We start from the raw sequence: 20,027 nt of genomic DNA on the forward strand, positions 1-20,027 counted from the left end.
CGGCAGAGCTTTGTCAATCAGCTTCGCGGCGGCAATGTCGCTTGCAGCTTTTTAGTCAGCGATGCCCGGACAATGTCGTATGACACCGTCAGGCGGTGGCGCAATTCCTGAGGATCAGCATCAAACGGAAGGCGCACCCAACTGCGGTGGAAATAGGAGGCTTTCACGCCCACACCGGCATCAATCACCATCTGGGCCGTTTCCACATCGGGTGTTTTGACGGAAACACCATCGTTCGCTGTACCGATGCAGGCAAACATCTTGCCACCGATTTTCCACGCATCGTGCCCGCCGCCCCAGGGGTCCGACAACGCGGCCCCGGGGAATTCCTTGCAAATCGTGTTGACGTAATCTCGGTCCATGATCCGGACGGTGACTGAGGCGACGTGCAAACTCAATACTTGGCTTGAAGATCAACCCGTGCTAACCGAAGGACATGAACCCGATGACCTGCATCATTATCTGCTGCATTACCTGCTGATTTATCAAGCGGGCCGGTTTCTTTCGTTTTCATCCCTGAGACAAGTTGCTAAGCCCGCGCCAACGCGCAAGCACATGCTGTTTCTGAGGAGCCCGACCGATGACGACGATCAAGCTGCACAACACACGGACGCGGACGAAGGAAGACTTCGTGCCGATCGACCCTGAAAATGTGCGGATGTATGTCTGTGGTCCGACGGTCTATGACCGCGCGCATCTGGGCAATGCCCGCCCGGTGGTGGTGTTTGATGTGCTGTACCGCCTGCTGCGTCATGTCTATGGCGCGGATCACGTGACTTATGTGCGCAATTTCACCGACGTCGACGACAAGATCAACGCCACCGCGCTGGCGCGTAAAAAGGCGGGCGCGGAAGGCTCGTTAGAGCAGTTGGTACAGGAACGATCCGACGAAACCATCGGCTGGTATCTGCACGATATGGGCGCTTTGGGAACTCTTGAACCCAACGAGATGCCGCGTGCGACCCAATACATTGACCAGATGATTGCAATGATCGAGGATCTGATCGTTAAGGGCCATGCCTATGCCGCCGAGGGCCACGTGCTGTTTGCCGTCGACAGTTGGAAAGAGGGCTATGGCAAGCTGTCGGGCCGCTCGGTCGATGACATGATCGCAGGCGCTCGGGTCGAGGTGGCACCCTACAAAAAGAACCCGATGGATTTCGTGTTGTGGAAGCCGTCAACCGACGAACTGCCGGGTTGGGACAGCCCGTGGGGTCGGGGGCGTCCTGGTTGGCACATTGAATGCTCGGCCATGAGCTATGAGTTGCTGGGCGAGAGCTTTGACATTCACGGCGGCGGCAACGACCTGATGTTCCCGCACCACGAGAACGAGATCGCCCAAAGCTGCTGCGCGCACCCGCAAGGTGAGTTTGCGCGGGTTTGGCTGCACAATGAGATGCTGCAGGTCGAAGGGAAGAAAATGTCCAAATCGCTGGGCAATTTCTTCACCGTGCACGATCTGTTGGAACAAGGCGTGCCGGGTGAGGTGATCCGGTTCGTGTTTCTGCAGACCCACTATCGCAAGCCGATGGACTGGACTGAGAAAAAGGCGCGTGAGGCTGAGGCGACGTTGCGCAAGTGGCGGGCGCTGACAGCGGGCGTCGAGCCCGCCGCCAGCGCGGCACCTGCGGTGGTGGTGGCACTGAGCGATGATCTGAACACTGCAGGTGCAATGACCGAGTTGTACCGTCTTGCATCGGACGGTGACGCAGAGGGTCTGTTGGCGAGCGCGCAGTTGCTGGGGCTGTTGCTGCCAGAGATGGGCGCGTGGGCGGATACGGCATCTGTTGACTTGACTGCACATGCTGACCGTTTGGCCAACGCACGGGCGTCCGCCATGCAGAACAAGGACTTCTCGGAAGTTGACCGCCTCAAGGCCGCGTATATCGCGGCAGGGCTTGAAGTGCGCATGAGCAAGGAAGGTGTGGAACTGGTGCCCGGTGCCGGGTTTGATGCCTCCAAGTTGGAGGAGGTCTTATGACCAAAGAACGCCTCTACCTCTACGACACCACCCTGCGCGATGGGCAACAAACGCAGGGCGTTCAGTTCTCCACCGCCGAAAAGGTGCAGATCGCTCAGGCTCTGGATACTTTGGGAGTGGATTATATCGAAGGCGGCTGGCCCGGTGCGAACCCCACCGACAGCGCGTTTTTCGAGGTTGCACCGAAGACCTCAGCCCGTCTGACGGCGTTTGGAATGACCAAGCGGGCAGGGCGCTCGGCCGAGAATGATGATGTGCTTGCAGCCGTGATGAATGCGGGCACGCAGGCCGTCTGTCTGGTGGGCAAATCGCACGATTATCACGTGACCCATGCGCTGGGGATCTCGCTTGAGGACAATGTCGAGAACGTCCGTGCCTCGGTCGCACATATCGTGGCGCAGGGTCGCGAAGCGCTGTTTGATGCCGAACATTTCTTTGACGGCTACAAGGACAACCCGGATTATGCGGTCGCGGTCTGCCGCGCCGCGCTGGACGCTGGCGCGCGTTGGGTGGTCCTTTGCGACACAAATGGAGGCGCTTTGCCGTCGGACGTTGGGCGGATCGTATCAGACGTGATCGCAGCAGGTCTGCCCGGTGATCGGTTGGGTATTCACACACATAACGACACCGAGAACGCGGTGGCCTGTTCCCTGGCGGCCGTAGAAGCAGGTGCGCGCCAAATTCAGGGCACCCTGAACGGTTTGGGCGAGCGTTGCGGGAATGCCAACCTAACCGCTTTGATCCCGACGCTGCTGCTGAAGGAACCCTATGCTTCGCAGTTTGAAACCGGCGTCAGCCTGGATGCTCTGGCGGGGCTGACCCGTATCAGCCGGATGTTGGATGACGTTCTGAACCGGGTTCCCAGCAAGCAGGCGGCCTATGTGGGGGCGTCTGCCTTTGCGCATAAGGCCGGACTGCATGCCAGTGCGATCCTCAAGGACCCATCGACCTATGAACATGTCGAGCCTGCAAGTGTGGGCAACTCACGCATCATTCCAATGTCGAACCAGGCCGGGCAGTCGAACCTGCGCAAACGTCTGACCGAAGCCGGGTTGTGCGTTGAGGCGGGTGATCCCGCGCTCGGTCGGATCCTTGAACGGATCAAAACGCGCGAAGCGGATGGGTACTCCTATGATACTGCGCAAGCCAGTTTCGAACTGTTGGCGCGGGACGAGCTGGGACAACTGCCCGAGTTCTTTGAAGTCAAACGCTACAAGGTCACGGTTGAGCGGCGGAAGAACAAGTACAACAAGATGGTCAGCCTGTCCGAGGCTGTTGTTGTAGTGAAAGTGGACGGTGAAAAGAAGCTGTCCGTCAGCGAGTCCATGGATGGTTCCGGCAGTGACCGGGGGCCTGTGAACGCTCTGGCCAAAGCCTTGGCCAAAGATTTGGGGCGGTATTCGCAAGTCCTGTCAGATATGCGACTGGTCGACTTCAAGGTGCGGATCACACAAGGCGGGACCGAAGCGGTCACGCGTGTCATCATCGACAGCGAAGACGGGCAGGGGCGGCACTGGTCTACCGTGGGCGTCAGCGCGAACATAGTCGATGCATCGTTCGAGGCTTTGCTGGATGCGATTCAGTGGAAACTGGTGCGCGATTGCGATCCGCAGAAGGCAGCAGCTGAGTGAGCGTGGTCTTTGACGACGATGTCAAAGCCTGTGCCGCGCTGGTACAACGGGCTGATCCTGACCGGTTCCGTGCCGCAATGGCAGCCCCGGTGGCGGCCCGTGTCGTTCTGTTCCCGTTATACGCGTTGAACGTCGAAGTGGCGCGCGCGCCCTGGGTTTCACAGGAACCGATGATAGCCGAGATGCGGCTGCAATGGTGGCGTGACGCTTTGCAAGAGATTGCCGAAGGCGCCACTGTGCGACGGCATGAAGTTGTAACGCCCTTATCGCGTGTGCTCTCGCCGCATCTGGCCGGTGTTCTGGATGAATACGTGGCCGTAAGGCGTTGGGATATATACCGTGATCCGTTTGAAGATCAGGAGCATTTCGACGCCTATATCGACCACAGTTCGGGGTCTTTGTTTGTGGCTTCCGCTCAGGCGCTGGGTATGGCGGATGAGGATGTTCTGCGCGACTATGGGTATGCGGTTGGTGTTGCAAACTGGCTTCGCGCGACCCCCGAGCTGGAAAACAGGGGTCGGATACCTTTGTTGGACGGCACCCCGGAAGGTGTGCAAACCCTTGCGCAATCTGCGCTGGAGCGTCTTAACAAGGCCCGGGCAAACCGGGTTGCGATCTCTGTCGAAGCCCGTCCAGCGCTTGCGGCAGGGTGGTTGGCTGAATGGGCGTTGAAAGAGGCTGTTGCGCGGCCTGAACGTGTTGCTTCTGGCAGTTTGATACCGGGCGAAATGCGGCAACGCTTGTCCCTGATGTGGACGGTCAGCAGTGGGCGCTGGTGATCAGGCCCGTTCCGGGTCGGCGGGACGCAGCACCAGCCACAGCAACGCGCCACCCGCTAATGTTAGCAACGGAACCATGGCCAGGTTAACCGCTGTCCAGCCTTCGATCGCAGAGCCGCCCGAGCAGTTCATCAACCCGCCTGAGGCCAGCGAGGCCAATGTGACACCTCCGAAAACCAGCAGGTCGTTCAGGCCCTGCATCCGGCCACGCTCTTGCGGGTCATGCGAATCTGCCAGCATCGTCGTTGCGCCGATAAAGCCAAAGTTCCACCCAATACCCAGCAGAACAAGCGCGAGGAAGAAGTTCCCAAGTTCAACCCCTTGCAAGGCAACAACCCCGGCGCTTGCCAAAATGGCCAGGCCCAGCGCCACGATCTTCTCAACCCCGAAACGGGCGATCAGATGACCGGTAAAGAAACTGGGGATGTACATGGCCAACACATGGCTTGTAACGATATCCGCTGCGTCGTTGGCCGAGAATCCACACCCAACGACGGCCAGCGGGGTCGAGGTCATCACAAGGTTCATCAGGGCGTAAGACACCATCGCACAAATGATCGCCACAGCGATACGCGGTGTTTTCAGCAACTCAAGCCGAGAACGTCCTTTGGGTTCGTTCTCAGTGGGTTTTGGCGGCGTTGGGATGTCGAGAAAGAAGAACAGGGCAGAGCCCAGAACGTTAATCCCGATCACAGCCAGATAGGTGCCGAGAAACGGGATGACATAGGCCTGAGAGGTGAGTTTCACGATTTGTGGGCCGATAATCGCCGCAGCCAGTCCCCCGGCCATCACGTATGAAATGGCCTTTGGGCGGTACGCGTCTGACGCTGTGTCCGCCGCAGCGAACCTATAGAATCCGTGTGCGCTCATGTAGATACCTGTCAGCAGGCTGCCAACAAGGAAGATAGGGAAAGAGCCAAGGAACAAGCCGTAAGCTCCGATCAGCCCACCCAACGCGCCAGCGGTTGCTCCAACAAGGAATCCGGCACGACGGCCCCAGCTCTGCATGATCGCCGAGATCGGCGTGGCCGCTAGCATGGAACCCAGAACAATCAAGGAAATGGGCAATGTCGCAAGGCAAGGGTTTGAGGCCAGCGACTGGCCTGCCAGCCCTCCGACAATGAACATAATGGGCATCTGTGCACCCAGAATGGCCTGTGCGGCCACCAAAACAGCTACGTTGCGCTTGGCCTGACGGTCGTCTGGAAGGGTTGAGGTCATTGTCATGGGCGAATGGTTATCGGCTAAGCCTTTGGGGTACAAGCGGCTTGCATCTGCGGCACATGCGCCTAACGTGCCCATGAACACCGAGCAGGGAGGCCGCATGTCCGTAGGCCGCATCATCGAAACGCCAGATTGCGTGGCCGAAGGCGCCGAATGGCTGGCGCAAACTTGCCCGCGCATGGCCTATGCCATCGAACAAACTGGCCCTTTGCCTCTGCGCCGCCGCCCCGATGGTTTCGCACAACTGCTCAGCGCTATTGTCAGCCAGCAGGTCAGCGTAGCTGCCGCGCGTGCAATCTGGAAACGGTTACAGGACGCGAAACTGACCGGTCCACGCAAGATTATGTGGGCCACAGATGAAGATCTGCGCGCCGTGGGTCTAAGCCGTCAGAAGATCAGCTATGCACGGGCGTTGGCTGAGGCGCGCATTGACTTCAAAGCATTGCGCGACGCGCCTGACGACGAGGTGGTTAAAACTTTGACGCAGGTGTCCGGGATCGGCGTCTGGACGGCCGAGATTTATGCGATGTTTTCCCTGGGCCGCGCCGACGTGATCGCACCCGGTGATCTGGCGCTGCAAGAGGCCGCGCGTGTCCTCTATGACCTGCCCAAACGCCCCACGGACAAGGAACTGCGCCAAATGGCACAAGCGTGGTCGCCGTGGCGCTCGGTTGCGGCGCGGGTGCTGTGGGCCTATTACCGGGTTGATAAACAAAGAGAAGGGATCAGATGACACGGGTTTTGAATGCGCTGAGGAAAGAGCCTGTTTCGGGTGACACGCGATCAGTCGTGGTGTTCGTGCATGGCTATGGCGCAAACGGCGCCGACCTGCTGGGGTTGGCCGATCCGTTGGGCGAGCATTTGCCCGATACTCTGTTTGTAGCCCCAGATGCACCCGAGCAGATTCCGGGGATGCCGAACGGCTTTCAGTGGTTCCCGATTCCTTGGATCGATGGGTCGTCCGAAGAAGAGTCGCGCCGGGGTATGGAAATGGCGGTTGAGGACTTCAACGCCTTTCTGGACGCCCTGATGGTGGACGAAGATGTACTGCCCGAGCAGGTTGTGCTGTTTGGCTTCAGCCAGGGCACTATGATGAGCCTGCACGTTGCGCCGCGCCGCGAAGACCCCGTGGCTGGGATCGTCGCCTTTTCTGGCCGGTTGTTGGAACCCGATCTTCTGCCCGACGAAGCTGTCAGCCGGATGCCGGTCCTGCTGGTGCATGGTGATGCGGACGACGTCGTGCCACCGCAATCGCTGCCAGAGGCCGCTGAAGCCCTGCAGGCTGCGGATTTCAAAGAGATCTACGCGCATGTCATGAAAGGCACCGGCCATGGCATTGCCCCCGATGGTTTGAGCGTCGCGCTGGCTTTCATGCGCGACAAGCTGAGCCTTTAACTTTACCATCCAGATCAGCGGAACGCCTTGGCGTTCCGTGCAAGATCAAGACCAAAGATGCGCTTCGGCAAACTCGATCGAGTTTCCCGCCGGGTCGCGCACGTACAAAGACCGTGCACCGCCGGGCCAGTCAAACTCGGCATCCACGGGGATGTTCCAATCCAGCAGGTGTTTGCGCATCACTGTGATTTCATCGCGTGACAAAACAAGACACACATGTCCGGGGCCGCGCGCACCATGAGGTGGGACAGGCATGTCAGGGTTAAGGGGCGGCTGTTCTGTTTGGTCGGGGTTAAAGATAAGCAGAACAGATCTGCCGATGCGGTAAAATACATGGCGGTTGTTGATGCGCTGAATACGCTCAAGCCCTAAAACCTCGCTATAAAACTGTTCCGCCGCATCCAGATCGTCCGCGTAAAGCGCGGCCTCCAGAATGGCCGAAGGGGCCGGGATATCTGGCGTGATTTTCATGCCCCAAGTATAACAGAAAAGGGCGGGTTTTGTCACCGGCGCGGACGTCGGTCACGTTTGCGTTGCGGAGCGGTGTTCAAGGTGGGCATCGGCAGGCTGTCCCATTGACCGGGCCCCAGATTATCCAGTGTCCAGTCTCCGATACGATAGCGGATCAGGCGCAGGGTTGGCAGGCCCACCGCCGCCGTCATGCGCCGCACCTGCCGGTTCTTGCCCTCTCGGATGGTCAGTTCCAGCCACCTGTCGGGTACGCTTTTTCGTTCCCGGATAGGTGGGATGCGAGGCCAGAGCCCCTCGGGCTCATCAATCTGCCGTACCTTTGCGGGGCGCGTCTGGCCGTCCTTCAACTCAACCCCGTTCCGTAACGCTTTCAAGGCGGCCTCATCAGGGATGCCTTCGACCTGTACCCAATAGGTCTTTGCCATCTTGTGCTTTGGATCTGATATCTGAGCCTGCAGTTTTCCGTGATCAGTCAGCAGCATCAAACCTTCGCTGTCACGATCCAAACGACCAGCGGGATAAACGCCAGGCAGGTCGATGAAATCGGACAGCGTGCTGCGCGGGCTTTCGGCATCGGCGCGGTCCGTGAACTGTGGCAGCACGTCATAAGGTTTGTTGAAGCGAATGAACCAGGACATGACCCGCCCATAGCCCGAAGGACGCACCCGGTGCAAGTTGTGGATAACTGTCATGTGACTGTCACAGATTCGGCTTACCCAGTCTGCGACATATTGTGGAAAATCAGGGCTTGTCAGAGTTTTAACACGATATATAGTTATCTTAAGGCCGGGGCGGGTGCTCTCCGCTCTGGTGTCACAAACGGGCAGCCGAGAGCGAGGAGCGATTCTGTGATGGACGGAGATTTCAGGACCGAATTTGTAAGAGAGCCGGGTATGCTCAAACAACACCCGGCCCTGGTTTTGAACGCCGATTACCGCCCCTTGTCCTACTACCCGCTGTCATTGTGGCCCTGGCAAGAGGCGATCAAAGCGGCCTGGCTGGATCGGGTCGACATCGTGGCCGAATATGACGAGGTCGTCCGAAGCCCGAGCACCGAGATCCGAATACCCTCGGTCGTTGTTTTGAAAGACTATGTAAAACCCAGAAAGCGCGTGGCCTTCACGCGCTTTAATTTATTTTTGCGGGATGAATTCCGCTGCCAGTACTGCGGCAGCCGCGATAACCTGACATTTGACCACGTGGTCCCACGCGCGGCAGGCGGCGTGACCAGCTGGCAGAACGTGGTGGCAGCATGCAGCCCGTGCAATCTGCGCAAAGGGTCCAAATCGCTGCGTCAGGCGGGGATGACATTGCGCAAACCGCCGCGTCAGCCTGATGCTGAGGCTCTGCGCAATATCGGTCGGAAGTTCCCGCCCAACCACCTGCACGAAAGCTGGATCGACTTCCTGTATTGGGATGCGGAACTGGACGAGTTTTAAGCGCGTGCCCGCCAGGCCGCGATCCAGATCAGCATCAGCACTGCCGAAGCGATGGCGTTCCACCCTGCCATCGAGATACCGAACATCTCCCACGGAATATCGTCGCATCGCACCAGCGGCGCATTCATGATCTGATCGAACAGGTCATCGGTGCTCAACCCACTGATATCGCCCGAGGTGCAGCTGCTGGGGCCTTCCCACCAGCCTTGTTCGACGCCAGCGTGAAAAACGCCGATGGCCGCGGTTGTTGCAGCCGCAGCTGCACCCAGCAACGGCAGGATACTAAATCTTGGCAATGCCAGCGCGACCGCACCGATCGCGATAGCCACTGCGTGCGGGTAGCGCTGCCAGATGCACATCTTGCACGGTGCAAGCCCGCCCAAATGCTGAAAGCCGAACGCCGCCAATAAAAGGGTTGCTGAACCAATCGTGGCCAGAGCCACAAGTCCGGATTGTTTTGTCATAAATATTTAACCGCCACGAACCCGCCAAAGAGTAGGATGATGAACAGCGTGAACATAAGACCCAGACGCTTTTCGATAAAGTCCCGGATCGGTTCGCCAAAGCCCCAAAGCAGGCCGGCAACCAGAAAGAATCGCATGGCACGCGCCAGAATCGATGTGGCGATGAAGGTGCCCAGCGGCATTCCGGTCCAGCCGGACATGATGGTGATGACCTTGTAGGGGAAGGGCGTGACGCCCGCAGCCAGCACAGCCCAGAACCCGAAATCGTTAAATCGGGTGTTAAATTCTTCCATCGCGTGTGCCTTGCCCATGGATTCCAGAATGGGCTGGCCGATGCTTTCATAGAAAAACGCTCCAATCGCATATCCCAGCATCCCGCCCAACACCGAAGCCACCAACGCGACGGTCGCAATCAACCAGGCGCGCGATGGACGCGCTAGAATCATCGGAATCATCAGGACGTCAGGAGGAATCGGAAAAAACGAGCTTTCGATAAAGGCGACGATGGCCAAGGCCCACAGGGCATGAGGGTGTTCGGCCAGACGAATGGTCCAGTCATAAAGCGATCGTAACATATACAGTACTCAAATCCCGTTTAGCGGCCCCAAGAAGGCAAACCATGCACCTGACGGACCGTCAACCGCCCAGATTGAAACAAATGGAATATGGGATGTTTTTTGCCTCTGGACCTTCCCGCGCTTGGGCGCTAATCCAGTGTCCGTGGCCCAAGTGGCGGAATGGTAGACGCAGGGGATTCAAAATCCCCCGCCTTCACGGGCGTGAGAGTTCGAGTCTCTCCTTGGGCACCACATTTTCTTTTAACCTGCTATTTGTTTCTCGTGATCAGATAGTTGCGTCGCTTTGTTGTCATGGCTTTTGATGCGCTGCCTTGAAACGCGCGATTGATCTGCCTTGCGAAAACTTGGGTGCAAAAAACGAAGCGGCAACGATTTGGTGTGGTTTTCTTCAACGCCTAAAATCTGAGCGGTCCAAGAAAACGAGTCAGGGGAACAGGGAAACAATTACGGCGCTGCGCTTCAATTGTTCACCGCACGTTTTTAACTTCATGGCCAAAGGCGAAGCCGGACATATGCCTCAAACCTTGTTCTGATACCATTTCAGAACAAACACCCGAATGGCCGAAGCAAGGCCAGTTTCAGGATCGCGTTCAACATCAATTTCAGCGGCCAAAACATTGATCGGAATACTTTTTTCAGCAGCTATGTCGCGGAAAGCTCGCCAGAATTCATCTTCAAGCGACACGGATGTTCGGTGACCCTTGAGTGTCAGAGAGCGTTTGATTGGGCGGCCGCTCATTCGTCTAACTCGCGCTTGTCGAGTTCGCGCTTCAGCTTGTCCCGTTCGAACTTGACGATTTCTTTCTCGGCCTTGGTGCGTCCGAAAGCGACAGCATTCTGATCCGCGCGGGCTTTCTTTTCAGCCCGCGCTTTTTCTTTACGATACCGGTTCAGGTTAACCGGCTTGCCCATTAGTCCTTCGGACCGATCATCTGTTCCGGGCGGACGACGGCGTCAAAGGTCGCCTCATCCACAAAACCCAGCGCGATGGCCTCTTCCTTGAGGGTTGTGCCGTTCTTATGCGCCGTCTTGGCAACGGTAGTCGCATTGTCGTAGCCGATTGTAGGCGCCAGCGCCGTGACCAACATCAGCGATTCCTTCATCAGCTTGTCGATGCGCGGCTCGTTGGCTTTGATGCCCATCAACATCCGCTCGGTAAAGCTGTCAGAGGCATCACCCAGCAGTTGGATTGACTGCAGCAGGTTGTAAGACATCATCGGGTTGTAGACGTTCAACTCGAAATGACCCTGGCTGCCTGCGAAAGTCATCGCAGCATTGTTGCCCATTACGTGGGCGGCGACCTGTGTCAGCGCCTCGGCTTGTGTCGGGTTCACCTTGCCGGGCATGATCGACGAACCGGGTTCGTTCTCGGGCAAGATCAATTCGCCCAGACCCGACCGCGGGCCGGAGCCCAGGAAACGGATATCATTGGCGATTTTGTAGCAGCTGCCTGCAATCGTCGCCAAAGCACCGGACAGGAAGACCATGGCGTCATGGGCCGCCAATGCTTCGAACTTGTTTGGCGCGGTGACGAAGGGCAGGCCGGTGATATCGGCCATATGTCCAGCGACGGCCTCGCCCCAACCGTGCTGGGTGTTCAGTCCTGTGCCAACAGCGGTACCGCCTTGCGCCAGTTCGTAAATCCCAGGCATCGCCGCGTGAACGCGGGCAATTCCCTGACGGATTTGATGAGCGTAACCGCTGAATTCCTGTCCCAGCGTCAGAGGCGTCGCGTCCTGCGTGTGGGTCCGACCGATCTTGATGATGTCTTTGAACTCTTCGGCCTTCTGTTCCAGCCCCGAGGCAAGTCTCTCGAGCCCCGGAAGCAGCACGTCACGCACGCTGGTCGCGGTTGCCACATGCATGGCGGTGGGGAAGGTGTCGTTCGAAGATTGACCCATGTTGCAGTGATCGTTCGGATGCACTGGGTCTTTTGAACCAATCACACCACCCAAAATTTCGATGGCGCGGTTTGCGATGACCTCGTTCGAGTTCATATTTGATTGCGTGCCCGAACCCGTCTGCCAGACAACCAGCGGGAAGTTGTCGTCAAACTTGCCTTCGATCACTTCACCTGCGGCTTGTATGATTGCGTCGGCGATCTTGGCGTCCAGCTTGCCAGTGGCCTTGTTCTGCATGGCGCAGGCTTTTTTGATCACGCCCAGCGCGCGTACGATAGCGACGGGCTGTTTTTCCCAGCCAATAGGGAAATTCATGATCGAACGCTGCGTTTGTGCGCCCCAATACTTGTCGGCAGGGACCTCTAGCGGGCCAAAGCTGTCGGATTCGGTGCGGGTCTGAGACATCTGTCACTCCGTCTGGTATGCAGTTGTATGCCGTTTAGCCGCAGCAAAGCCATGACGCAATCGGCCAGTTGGGCGCACCTTAAACTCAGGCGTACCAAAGGTATAGGTGCCGGGGTGCGTCACTTTAATGAGAAAGAGATGGATTGTGCCATTGTGCGCAGCCCCCTCTGAGCTACAATAGAAAGGTGAATCCCGTGGAGGACAAAATGCCAAATTTCCATAGATTTGCACTAGCCAAAGCCGTCGCGGTCTTTGCGGTGTGCATGGTTTGGTTGTCCGTGTTCAGCGTGTCCGCGCGCGCGGCGGACATTGCGCCGTTTGTCGGGGATTACATTGGGTCTGCAAACGTTGTGGATGCTGATGGCACCTCTACCCCGCGGGATATGAGCGTTTCTATTTTCGAAACCGAAGACGGTTTTAATGTGAGCTGGCGTACCACAACCTATAAGCTGGACGGGCGTGTAAAGAACCAAAAGTTCTCAATCGACTTTGTGCCTTCGGGGCGTGGGGATTTGTTTTCAGCCGCAATGAAGCGCAATGTGTTTGGCCACGAAGTGCCGTTGGACCCGATGAAAGGGGAGCCTTTTGTTTGGGGTCGAATCGTTGGTGATACGTTGACAGTTTATTCCTTGTTCATTGATTTGGATGGCGGGTACGAATTGCAGCAATACGATCGTACGCTTGCAGAAGGCGGGTTGAACTTGTCGTTCTCTCGCTTCATCGAAGGTGTGAAATCACGGTCGGTCGAGACTTTCCTACAAAAGAAATAACCCCGCGCGTGGCGGGGTTGAGGTCTATTTGCGGAAGCTGTCCAGTGACACGACGTCTGCGTCGTGGTGTGGTTCTTCTTCTTCGACTTCAATCGTCTCTTCTGCGATATGATCGTCATCCATATCGTCCTCAGGGCTCTCAAAGCGCAGGCCGAACTCCACAGAGGGGTCAACAAACGTCTTGATCGCGGCGTAGGGGATATAAAGCGGTTCGGGCGCATCACCGAAATTCAGAGTGATGGCAAAGCCGGTCTCACCAACCTCGAGGTTTTCGAACCAATGCTGCATGACAATCGTCATTTCTTCCGGATAACGTTCGCGCAACCAGTCGGCGATATCCACACCGTCCTCGCGCGTGTCGAAGGTAATGAAGAAATGATGTGCACCGGGTAATCCGGTTTCGGAAACATCTGTCAGCACTTTCTTGATAAGCCCGCGCATGGCGGAGTGCATCAGGTTGCCGTAATCGATGCCTTGCGACATGTGTGATCCTCAAAAGTGGTTATGCCCAGCATAGGGCTTTTGTTCGGAAACGAAAGAGCGGGTATGACCGGATTGATCAGATATTGTGAGTGACCAGCCCTGCGATGGACATCAGGGCCAACACCGTGCCCATCCCCAATTTTAGTCGAAATATCAAGACCCCAGCCAGAGCGGTTAAGCCTAATGCAGTAAAATTTAGCTGGGAAAGCTGTGGGGCAGGTATTGCCAGCGGCCCCCAGGATATGTTCGGCACTGATTCGAATAGAACGTTCAGGGCGAACCACACGGAAAGGTTGAGAATCACGCCGACAACAGCGGCGGTGATGCCATTGAGGGCCGATGACAGGCGCGGTCGCGTGGCAAGCCGATCCAGGTACGGGGCGGCCAGGAAGATCCATAGAAAACAGGGCACAAAAGTCGCCCAGAGCGCAACTGCACCGGCCGCCAACGCCAAGCTGAAGCCTCCGCTAAGTTCACCGGCAAGCATTGCAACAAATTGGGTGACAAGGATCAGGGGGCCGGGTGTCGTTTCCGCAAGACCCAATCCGTCGATCATTTGATCTGTGCTGATCCAGTGGTACTGATCCACAACCGTCTGCGTCATATAGGCCAGCACCGCATAAGCGCCGCCAAAGGTGACGACGGCCAGTCGCGCAAAGAACCAGCCCAAATCGCTGAGCAGTTGATGCCCGCTGAGGGTCAGCGCGACCAATGGTCCAAGCCAAAGCGGCAACCAGATAGCAACTGTTTTGAGTGATCGCTTCAGGTGCGATGGCTGAACTGGGCCAGGCGGTTCCGTTGGGCCACGAAACGTCGCATATCCCCAAAGCGCAGCGGCAAGAATTATCAAGGGAAAAGGCAGGTTCAGCAGAAAAATGGAAGCGAAAGACAGTCCGGCGATTATGCGGTGGTCTTTGTCCATTAAGGCTTTGCGCGAGAGATTGCGCAGCGCCTGCAAGACGATCATTATAACCGTTGCTTTGATGCCAACAAATGCGGATTGGACCAACGGAACATCGCCAAACGTGGAATATAGCGCTACCAATACCGCAATAACCAAAGCGCCGGGCAAGACAAACAAACTGCCGGCGATCAGCCCGCCTGTTACGCCGCGCAGGCGCCAACCGGCATAGGTGGCCAGTTGCATCGCCTCCGGACCCGGTAGCAACATGCAAAGTGACAGGGCGCGCAGGTAGGTCTGTTCATCAAGCCATGGTCGGCGCTCGACAAGTTCCTGATGCATCAGGGATATTTGCGCAGCCGGACCCCCAAAGGACAGCAGCCCGATCCTGCCAAAAACCCGGATGAGGTCTTTAATCGACGGCGTCATGGTCTTGCTCACGTCGCAAGATCCGAAATCTTTGACCCGATCCCGAAACTGGAGCCGTTGAAAACACTCAAGGCTATCAGGATCTGCTGTGTAGTATCGGGCGGCCAAGTCACAACATGAAATCCTGCAAGTGTCGAAAGATGCGAAACTTGCGGCACCGCCTTGGGTGTTCGCACTTGGACCCCATGGCGCTTGCTAACGTGCAAGCGCGATTGGGGTCAAGATTGGTTTGGGGTCAGGCCCAGTCCAGACGCTGCCCTGTCATGCACACGGGCAGGGTGTCGGATGGGAACTGGCCCAACTCTTCAAAGAACGAGATGAAATCAAAGTGATTATAGGCTTCAACCATCTTGTCGCCTTTGAACCGAGCCATCACCTGACCGGTGACCTCCAAAGGCGCGCCGTTATCGGCGCGGAAAGTGCGAACATTCAAAATGGCTGACACCCAATCCCCATTTTCAATGATCTTGGGCAGCTCGACCTTGATGTCGCCCAGAATATGGCGGAAAGCAGTGACCAGATCGCGGAAGTCATCAGCCCCGACCTGCATTTCGGGAATCAACCCTTCGGCCATTGTTTCAGGTGCAAAATACTGATCGATTGCCTCGGTGTTTCCGTGTTCCCAAACTTCGGAATACCACTTTCTGAGTATCTCTGAATTTGTCATTCCAGCTCTCCTGTCCAAGTGAGGGCACGATGACACTCAGAAATGAACAAACTCTGAATGCGCCCTAAAAAGGGAAATAACGTCAGACATTTCGGGGAATAATGCAGGTTTCTGTTGCCAGGTACCTGCGAACCCCGCCTTACGCGGCTAGGCGCAAGGGCTTAGATTTCGGTCTTGTTACTGCTTACGCAGCAACTGCAACCGGAGCACGATTGTCGTTTGCAATTGTACTAGTTTCGCCGATAACGGTGGCAGACAGCCGAGACAAAGCTAACCCCTTTAGACGTTCGTCGATCCTATTTCGGCCCCAAAATCCCCAAACGAAGGATGGTTGGTGGAGCCGCCGGGTACCGCCCCCGGGTCCGATCCGCTTATTACGAGCGCGTTTATGTCCATAGTCCCGAAGGACATCCCATATATAGGTGAGGAGATGGAGAGATGCAAACTCCGATTGCATCCAGATCTATGTAGTAACCCCAATTGGTTAAGTTGTCTTGTTAATGTTTGCAGCTATCAGCCAAACGGCTAGAACCAGCTCGATTCCCCCAAAGATCAACGCCTTGGTCAGAGGTGGGTTATCAAGTGCAATCGACACGAACCGGCCCAATGCCGCCCCAGCATAAACAACGCCCAGCATCACATAGGCCATCGGGTTATTCAGCCAGATCACGGCAAGTCCGGTGACGACAAACAGCCCTCCGACCGAGGCGCGCATCTCAGATAAGCCCATCGTGCTGTTGGTCGGGGCCAGATCAAGGGCCGACGCAGTGTGGGCCGGGGCCAGAAATCCAAACGCGCCGAACCCAACGGTCAGCAAGGCAGCGATGACGTTCAATGTTGTGACCATACCAGCCCCCTTGTGATTCAGGCCGCGTAGGCGGCGTCGAAGAAATCGCGTTCCAGTTCGACCGCACGATGGAACAAACGCGTGACCTCGGCCTGTTCTGCCGTATTCAGCGTTTGCCAAACCTTATCCAGCTGTCCACGCAGGTATTCGACCACGCTTTCGAATCCTTCACCTGCATGTAGCGTGATCCATTCGGCAAACCAGAAGGGCAGGTCGTCTTTGGGTGGGTTTTCCGGGCTGGCCCAGCTAAGGTAAACCCATTCTGCAACGACCAGCACCGCCAGCATGTTCTGATAACGGCCCGAGGCCACGGCCTCGGCCATCAGGTCCTGAAACGCCCGTGTGGCAGGGGCAGGCTGGGTGCTGGGTTCTGTGCCCAAAGCCTCCATCGCACGCAGGAAATAAGTGTTCTCGGGGCCTGTGATCACCGCGAGAAACTGAGCGGCAGGCACGCTGTCGCCCAGGGTCGGGGCATGCGCAATTGCACTTGCAAGCAGGCGCACAAAGCCGTCGACGAACTGATAATCCTGCTGAAGGTACCAGCGCATCTTGTCCTCGGGCAGGGTGCCGTCCGACAGTTCGCGCGTAAAGGCATGGGTGGTGGCGGCTTGCCAATCGTCACTTCTGCCGAGACGCAGCATTTCGGTTGGGCGGGTTTGGTCCTGCATTCGGAAGCTCCGTATTTGTCTTTCCGCAGACAAAGCGCGTTTCAAATCAAAGTACAAGATCAACCAAGCGCCGACCAAAGACCAAGACCGCCCACCAATATCAGACTTATCGCCCAGATGAGTTCGAGGTTAAACCAACTGCGCGACAGAACCTGCAGGCCCAGCCAGCGATAGACAGCAAAGGCCAGCAGACCGCCGCCCAGAACCATGGCAGCAGTGTGCAGCGCGGCGACGCCCAGAACCAGCAGGGTGTTTGTTGTCATGATCTGAGAAATCGCTTGATGGCCAGCATCCAGTTCATCTACGGCACACAGCCCCAGATAGATTGGAACCAGCATAAGCGCGGCCCCATGCGCGAGGGCCACAAGGAAGGACCAAAGAGCCAGCTTGCTGGGGGGAATCCGTGACAGGAAACGGGGGTGACGACGGGTGATCGCGATGTATAAACCCATCCCGATCACGATCAACGCGGCACCAATTCGGATTTCTTTCTGATAGTCGACCAGAACCGCCATCAGGGCGAAAGGCAGCAAGACCCCCAGCATGGCCACAAAATGCCCGCCTGCCAATGCCGCCAGCGCTTGCCATAGCGCAGACGGGCGTCGCTCCATCAAGGCGGAAGAAACAGCCAGCGGCCAGCCCATGCCCGGATTCAACCCGTGATAGGCGCCGCTGAGAACAACGGCCAGCCAGAGGCCAGCCGTTGATGTCATCAAGACCTCCAATTCAGACCGACGGGTAACAGAAGCTGTCGGTTGAACAGTCTCCGCCCTCTAACCTTATCTGATGGCTGCGATAGCCTTTGGGGAACTCCACCCAGAAATTCGGATCCAGCGTCAGTCCACCGCTCTCTCCAACATCCGCCTTGACCATCGCCGCGCCGCCTTCGCCCGGATAGAACTGATCGTCCCAGGTGGAATAGAGCGAGTTGGTCCAATAGACGCGTTTGCCGTCACGGCTGATTTCAACCATTTGCGGACCATAGCCGAAATCCTGACCGTTCGGGTGCTTGGTTTTCTTGACGATACCACCAATCTCTACTTTGCCAGCCAGGGTCGGATTCATTGGGTCCGAGACATCATATTGGTGCATCTCACCGGTGCCCCAGCACGAGACGTAGAGGTATTTGTCATCCAGACTCAGGTCGATGTCAGTGACCAGCGGTGGCACTGCCGAAAACCCTTTGAGCAGATCTGGCAGATCATCGGGATCGGCTGGTTGCGGATCGATGGTGATGGTTTTCTTGGCCTCGAATGTGCCGTCATCATTGCGCCACCATGTAAAGATCGCACCTTGCAGGTTGGTAGTATCGACAACAACCCCGCAGAACCCGTATTGCTTGACCGGATCATGGGCCGGGCGGATTTCCAGCGCCATCTGGTGATTTTCTCCCAGATCGATGGTTTGGATATTGGTCCGGTTGCGCAGGTTCCAGAAATGTATGCGATGGCCGTATTTATTCGACAGCAGGTCCTCAGCCACGATACCGTTCTCGAATTGCGGCGGCAGACCCCATTCGGAACTGACCATGTAGTCGCGCGGTAGATTCCACCAGAAATCATAGTGCTTGTCCTGCACGCCACGCTCGATCTCATAACGCCCGATGATCTCGAAGCTTTCGCAATCCATAATGAAGATGCCCGGAGGTCCGTCGGTACCATCCGCGCCACCGCCGCCCAGAGTACTGACATAGATGCCCTCAGGCCCGCAATGGATCGTATGCGGGCGTGAATATCCAGTCTTTGCAAAGACTTCTTCGGGTTCGATAATCTTGTGGATCTTCGCCTCAAGCGGGTTTTTGACGTCAATGACGTAAATCCTGCTGGACCGAATGCCGGGGATGATTAGATAACGTCGCTCTAGAAACGCGTGCCCGGTCAGCGGCGACAGGGCGGACGAACATGCATTCCAACCGAAATGGTGAAACTCATCACCTTTCTCAGGCATTATTACCTGATGCACGATCTTTCCGAAGTCGTCAGATGTCGGATCGACATTCACAACCGCCAGCCCGTCTGGTTGCGAAAAATCAGGGCTTAGCATCAAGGTGAAAGCAAGCGTTTCGGTGGGGCCCTCCATTGCCAGTTTGGCGGATGGATAAAAGGTTGGGTCCGGTCTTGTATTCATAACGTCCTCCCGTAAGTCATTGGTCTTCAATTCATATTGAGAGTTCCGGTCTTGTCGCCGGGTGACATTCTACCTGCTCGTCTGCCTTTCGTTCTGGTTGCGTTGCAAGTTTGGCCTTTAGGCCGGTTTACGTTTGCGATCGGCCACGTCCTGGGCCAGTTGTCGGGTGTAATGCTCCAGATCCACCAACGCGGCGTCTACGGCATCCGCATTCTGGGCCTCAAGCGCGTCCACTATTCTTGTATGTAGTCCTATTATCGCCTCTCGAGACCGCGCGGTGAATGTGATCATGTTCATCAACGGTTGCATCGCTTCTACAGCTCCGGCCAGTTGGTAAGACAAAACGGGATTTTCCGCACCATCCACCAACGCACGGTGGAATGTGACATCCGAGGCGCAAAACGCTTCATCCGTAAGGCCAGGTTGCGACTGGCGAAAGATCTCCGCCCGCATGGTGGCCAGTTGATCCGCTGTGCGTCGCTGGGCGGACAAAGGCGCACAAGCCCTTTCCAGTGCATAGCGCGCCTCGCATGCGGTATCGAAGCTGACGGCGTTCATCGATAGCAACAGGGTCGAGGTTGTAACTTGCTGTGAATAGGCGTCCTCAAAACTCAAACGGTTTACAAACGCGCCACCCGATGCGCCACGTTGTGTGCGGATCAAAGACTGAGCCGCCAGCCGTTTTAACGCTTCTCGCACGGTAGGGCGCGAGACCTGAAACTGATCGGACAACTCAGCCTCTGACGGCAAGCGGGCGTCCCCGATAAGCTCACCCGACACAATCGCATCCCGAATGGCTTGAGCGATCTGGGCGGACAGGTCAGCGGTTTTTCGGGGGGCGGTTTTCATGTTCAGAGGACCTTGGGC

At 56.9% G+C, this 20,027-nt stretch carries 24 protein-coding genes, 1 tRNA gene and 1 other RNA gene; 8 read left to right on the top strand and 18 right to left on the bottom strand.

Annotated elements, in window-relative coordinates:
* Positions 1-17: 17 nt before the first annotated feature.
* Positions 18-362: an MmcQ/YjbR family DNA-binding protein gene (locus GS630_RS06290; RefSeq protein WP_171619453.1), complete on the bottom strand. Its 345-nt coding sequence runs from the start codon at positions 360-362 to the stop codon at positions 18-20.
* A gap of 218 nt (positions 363-580) precedes the next feature.
* Between GS630_RS06290 and cysS the strand changes: the two genes are divergently transcribed.
* Genes cysS through GS630_RS06305 form a run of 3 tightly spaced genes read left to right on the top strand, consistent with a single transcriptional unit; the run spans position 581 to position 4,391 of the window.
* On the top strand, positions 581-1,981 hold the full coding sequence (gene cysS, locus GS630_RS06295; RefSeq protein WP_171618967.1) for a cysteine--tRNA ligase: 1,401 nt from the start codon (positions 581-583) through the stop codon (positions 1,979-1,981).
* A complete protein-coding gene (gene cimA / locus GS630_RS06300; protein WP_171618969.1) occupies positions 1,978-3,612 on the top strand; it encodes a citramalate synthase in 1,635 nt (544 codons plus the stop codon). The genes cysS and cimA overlap by 4 nt, the downstream gene beginning before the upstream one ends.
* Positions 3,613-3,614: 2 nt before the next feature.
* Positions 3,615-4,391, top strand: a complete 777-nt coding sequence (locus tag GS630_RS06305) for a squalene/phytoene synthase family protein (RefSeq protein WP_171619455.1) — start codon at positions 3,615-3,617, stop codon at positions 4,389-4,391.
* On the opposite strand, the gene GS630_RS06310 is transcribed toward GS630_RS06305, so the two are convergent.
* Entirely contained in the window at positions 4,392-5,618 is a 1,227-nt protein-coding gene (locus GS630_RS06310; protein ID WP_171711909.1) for an MFS transporter, read from the bottom strand.
* A 97-nt stretch (positions 5,619-5,715) separates the two neighbouring features.
* Here GS630_RS06310 and GS630_RS06315 point away from each other — a divergent pair, with 97 nt between their 5' ends.
* Positions 5,716-6,348, top strand: coding sequence for a DNA-3-methyladenine glycosylase (locus GS630_RS06315; protein WP_171619457.1), 633 nt, complete (start codon positions 5,716-5,718; stop codon positions 6,346-6,348).
* The gene (locus GS630_RS06320) at positions 6,345-7,010 is read left to right on the top strand and encodes an alpha/beta hydrolase (protein ID WP_171618973.1); all 666 of its coding nucleotides are present in this window, start codon (positions 6,345-6,347) and stop codon (positions 7,008-7,010) included. Before GS630_RS06315 ends, GS630_RS06320 begins: the two co-directional genes overlap by 4 nt.
* Before the next feature lie 45 nt (positions 7,011-7,055).
* On the opposite strand, the gene GS630_RS06325 is transcribed toward GS630_RS06320, so the two are convergent.
* Together GS630_RS06325 and GS630_RS06330 are read right to left on the bottom strand one after the other, a co-directional pair.
* Positions 7,056-7,481, bottom strand: coding sequence for a VOC family protein (locus GS630_RS06325; protein WP_171618975.1), 426 nt, complete (start codon positions 7,479-7,481; stop codon positions 7,056-7,058).
* A 32-nt stretch (positions 7,482-7,513) separates the two neighbouring features.
* Positions 7,514-8,119 carry an rRNA large subunit pseudouridine synthase E gene (locus tag GS630_RS06330; protein ID WP_171619459.1) on the bottom strand — a complete coding sequence of 202 codons (606 nt, stop codon included), beginning with the start codon at positions 8,117-8,119 and terminating at the stop codon, positions 7,514-7,516.
* A 213-nt stretch (positions 8,120-8,332) separates the two neighbouring features.
* On the opposite strand from GS630_RS06330, the gene GS630_RS06335 reads away from it, so the two are divergent.
* The gene (locus tag GS630_RS06335) at positions 8,333-8,920 is read left to right on the top strand and encodes an HNH endonuclease (protein WP_171090203.1); all 588 of its coding nucleotides are present in this window, start codon (positions 8,333-8,335) and stop codon (positions 8,918-8,920) included.
* On the opposite strand, the gene GS630_RS06340 is transcribed toward GS630_RS06335, so the two are convergent.
* Both GS630_RS06340 and GS630_RS06345 read right to left on the bottom strand, forming a co-directional pair.
* Positions 8,917-9,384, bottom strand: a complete 468-nt coding sequence (locus tag GS630_RS06340) for a disulfide bond formation protein B (RefSeq protein WP_171173863.1) — start codon at positions 9,382-9,384, stop codon at positions 8,917-8,919. The two genes, GS630_RS06335 and GS630_RS06340, sit on opposite strands and share 4 nt — an antisense overlap.
* On the bottom strand, positions 9,381-9,959 hold the full coding sequence (locus GS630_RS06345; protein WP_171090199.1) for a YqaA family protein: 579 nt from the start codon (positions 9,957-9,959) through the stop codon (positions 9,381-9,383). Before GS630_RS06345 ends, GS630_RS06340 begins: the two co-directional genes overlap by 4 nt.
* Positions 9,960-10,107: 148 nt before the next feature.
* Between GS630_RS06345 and GS630_RS06350 the strand changes: the two genes are divergently transcribed.
* Positions 10,108-10,193: transfer RNA gene (locus tag GS630_RS06350), tRNA-Leu, on the top strand.
* A gap of 286 nt (positions 10,194-10,479) precedes the next feature.
* Here GS630_RS06350 and GS630_RS06355 read toward each other — a convergent pair.
* Genes GS630_RS06355 through fumC form a run of 3 tightly spaced genes read right to left on the bottom strand, consistent with a single transcriptional unit; the run spans position 10,480 to position 12,268 of the window.
* Positions 10,480-10,701, bottom strand: a complete 222-nt coding sequence (locus tag GS630_RS06355; protein ID WP_171237621.1) for a ribbon-helix-helix domain-containing protein — start codon at positions 10,699-10,701, stop codon at positions 10,480-10,482.
* Positions 10,698-10,874: a DUF4169 family protein gene (locus tag GS630_RS06360; RefSeq protein ID WP_171173868.1), complete on the bottom strand. Its 177-nt coding sequence runs from the start codon at positions 10,872-10,874 to the stop codon at positions 10,698-10,700. The genes GS630_RS06355 and GS630_RS06360 overlap by 4 nt, the downstream gene beginning before the upstream one ends.
* Complete coding sequence (gene fumC / locus GS630_RS06365; protein WP_171173870.1) at positions 10,874-12,268, bottom strand: class II fumarate hydratase; 1,395 nt, start codon at positions 12,266-12,268, stop codon at positions 10,874-10,876. The genes GS630_RS06360 and fumC overlap by 1 nt, the downstream gene beginning before the upstream one ends.
* 206 nt (positions 12,269-12,474) lie before the next feature.
* Here fumC and GS630_RS06370 point away from each other — a divergent pair, with 206 nt between their 5' ends.
* Positions 12,475-13,038: a hypothetical protein gene (locus GS630_RS06370; RefSeq protein WP_171173872.1), complete on the top strand. Its 564-nt coding sequence runs from the start codon at positions 12,475-12,477 to the stop codon at positions 13,036-13,038.
* Positions 13,039-13,062: 24 nt separating this feature from the next.
* Here GS630_RS06370 and GS630_RS06375 read toward each other — a convergent pair whose 3' ends face one another.
* The 9 genes from GS630_RS06375 to GS630_RS06415 form a co-directional block, all read right to left on the bottom strand.
* Complete coding sequence (locus GS630_RS06375; RefSeq protein ID WP_171173874.1) at positions 13,063-13,521, bottom strand: SspB family protein; 459 nt, start codon at positions 13,519-13,521, stop codon at positions 13,063-13,065.
* A gap of 76 nt (positions 13,522-13,597) precedes the next feature.
* On the bottom strand, positions 13,598-14,851 hold the full coding sequence (gene chrA, locus GS630_RS06380) for a chromate efflux transporter (protein WP_171619461.1): 1,254 nt from the start codon (positions 14,849-14,851) through the stop codon (positions 13,598-13,600).
* A 235-nt stretch (positions 14,852-15,086) separates the two neighbouring features.
* Positions 15,087-15,518, bottom strand: coding sequence for an ester cyclase (locus GS630_RS06385; RefSeq protein ID WP_171173876.1), 432 nt, complete (start codon positions 15,516-15,518; stop codon positions 15,087-15,089).
* Positions 15,519-15,618: 100 nt separating this feature from the next.
* Positions 15,619-15,966, bottom strand: a transfer-messenger RNA (tmRNA) gene (ssrA, locus tag GS630_RS06390).
* A gap of 36 nt (positions 15,967-16,002) precedes the next feature.
* Entirely contained in the window at positions 16,003-16,365 is a 363-nt protein-coding gene (locus tag GS630_RS06395; RefSeq protein ID WP_171173878.1) for a DUF4345 family protein, read from the bottom strand.
* 17 nt (positions 16,366-16,382) lie between these two features.
* On the bottom strand, positions 16,383-17,033 hold the full coding sequence (locus GS630_RS06400; RefSeq protein WP_171173880.1) for a TenA family protein: 651 nt from the start codon (positions 17,031-17,033) through the stop codon (positions 16,383-16,385).
* Between the two features lie 59 nt (positions 17,034-17,092).
* Positions 17,093-17,746, bottom strand: a complete 654-nt coding sequence (locus GS630_RS06405) for a hypothetical protein (RefSeq protein WP_171618981.1) — start codon at positions 17,744-17,746, stop codon at positions 17,093-17,095.
* A 13-nt stretch (positions 17,747-17,759) separates the two neighbouring features.
* Positions 17,760-19,160 carry a selenium-binding protein SBP56-related protein gene (locus GS630_RS06410; RefSeq protein WP_171618983.1) on the bottom strand — a complete coding sequence of 467 codons (1,401 nt, stop codon included), beginning with the start codon at positions 19,158-19,160 and terminating at the stop codon, positions 17,760-17,762.
* Between the two features lie 117 nt (positions 19,161-19,277).
* Entirely contained in the window at positions 19,278-20,009 is a 732-nt protein-coding gene (locus tag GS630_RS06415) for a FadR/GntR family transcriptional regulator (protein WP_171618985.1), read from the bottom strand.
* Between the last annotated feature and the right edge of the window lie 18 nt (positions 20,010-20,027).

This window comes from Ruegeria sp. HKCCD7303 (genome assembly GCF_013111185.1).
Classification (GTDB): domain Bacteria; phylum Pseudomonadota; class Alphaproteobacteria; order Rhodobacterales; family Rhodobacteraceae; genus Ruegeria.

Bases quoted from the DNA above. Each gene is read 5' to 3' on its own strand.
- GS630_RS06290 (WP_171619453.1), bottom strand. From the start codon at position 362: ATGGACCGAGATTACGTCAACACGATTTGCAAGGAATTCCCCGGGGCC.
- cysS (WP_171618967.1), top strand. From the start codon at position 581: ATGACGACGATCAAGCTGCACAACACACGGACGCGGACGAAGGAAGAC.
- cimA (WP_171618969.1), top strand. From the start codon at position 1,978: ATGACCAAAGAACGCCTCTACCTCTACGACACCACCCTGCGCGATGGG.
- GS630_RS06310 (WP_171711909.1), bottom strand. From the start codon at position 5,618: ATGACAATGACCTCAACCCTTCCAGACGACCGTCAGGCCAAGCGCAAC.
- GS630_RS06315 (WP_171619457.1), top strand. From the start codon at position 5,716: ATGTCCGTAGGCCGCATCATCGAAACGCCAGATTGCGTGGCCGAAGGC.
- GS630_RS06320 (WP_171618973.1), top strand. From the start codon at position 6,345: ATGACACGGGTTTTGAATGCGCTGAGGAAAGAGCCTGTTTCGGGTGAC.
- GS630_RS06325 (WP_171618975.1), bottom strand. From the start codon at position 7,481: ATGAAAATCACGCCAGATATCCCGGCCCCTTCGGCCATTCTGGAGGCC.
- GS630_RS06330 (WP_171619459.1), bottom strand. From the start codon at position 8,119: ATGTCCTGGTTCATTCGCTTCAACAAACCTTATGACGTGCTGCCACAG.
- GS630_RS06335 (WP_171090203.1), top strand. From the start codon at position 8,333: ATGGACGGAGATTTCAGGACCGAATTTGTAAGAGAGCCGGGTATGCTC.
- GS630_RS06340 (WP_171173863.1), bottom strand. From the start codon at position 9,384: ATGACAAAACAATCCGGACTTGTGGCTCTGGCCACGATTGGTTCAGCA.
- GS630_RS06345 (WP_171090199.1), bottom strand. From the start codon at position 9,959: ATGTTACGATCGCTTTATGACTGGACCATTCGTCTGGCCGAACACCCT.
- GS630_RS06355 (WP_171237621.1), bottom strand. From the start codon at position 10,701: ATGAGCGGCCGCCCAATCAAACGCTCTCTGACACTCAAGGGTCACCGA.
- GS630_RS06360 (WP_171173868.1), bottom strand. From the start codon at position 10,874: ATGGGCAAGCCGGTTAACCTGAACCGGTATCGTAAAGAAAAAGCGCGG.
- fumC (WP_171173870.1), bottom strand. From the start codon at position 12,268: ATGTCTCAGACCCGCACCGAATCCGACAGCTTTGGCCCGCTAGAGGTC.
- GS630_RS06370 (WP_171173872.1), top strand. From the start codon at position 12,475: ATGCCAAATTTCCATAGATTTGCACTAGCCAAAGCCGTCGCGGTCTTT.
- GS630_RS06375 (WP_171173874.1), bottom strand. From the start codon at position 13,521: ATGTCGCAAGGCATCGATTACGGCAACCTGATGCACTCCGCCATGCGC.
- chrA (WP_171619461.1), bottom strand. From the start codon at position 14,851: ATGACGCCGTCGATTAAAGACCTCATCCGGGTTTTTGGCAGGATCGGG.
- GS630_RS06385 (WP_171173876.1), bottom strand. From the start codon at position 15,518: ATGACAAATTCAGAGATACTCAGAAAGTGGTATTCCGAAGTTTGGGAA.
- GS630_RS06395 (WP_171173878.1), bottom strand. From the start codon at position 16,365: ATGGTCACAACATTGAACGTCATCGCTGCCTTGCTGACCGTTGGGTTC.
- GS630_RS06400 (WP_171173880.1), bottom strand. From the start codon at position 17,033: ATGCAGGACCAAACCCGCCCAACCGAAATGCTGCGTCTCGGCAGAAGT.
- GS630_RS06405 (WP_171618981.1), bottom strand. From the start codon at position 17,746: ATGACATCAACGGCTGGCCTCTGGCTGGCCGTTGTTCTCAGCGGCGCC.
- GS630_RS06410 (WP_171618983.1), bottom strand. From the start codon at position 19,160: ATGAATACAAGACCGGACCCAACCTTTTATCCATCCGCCAAACTGGCA.
- GS630_RS06415 (WP_171618985.1), bottom strand. From the start codon at position 20,009: ATGAAAACCGCCCCCCGAAAAACCGCTGACCTGTCCGCCCAGATCGCT.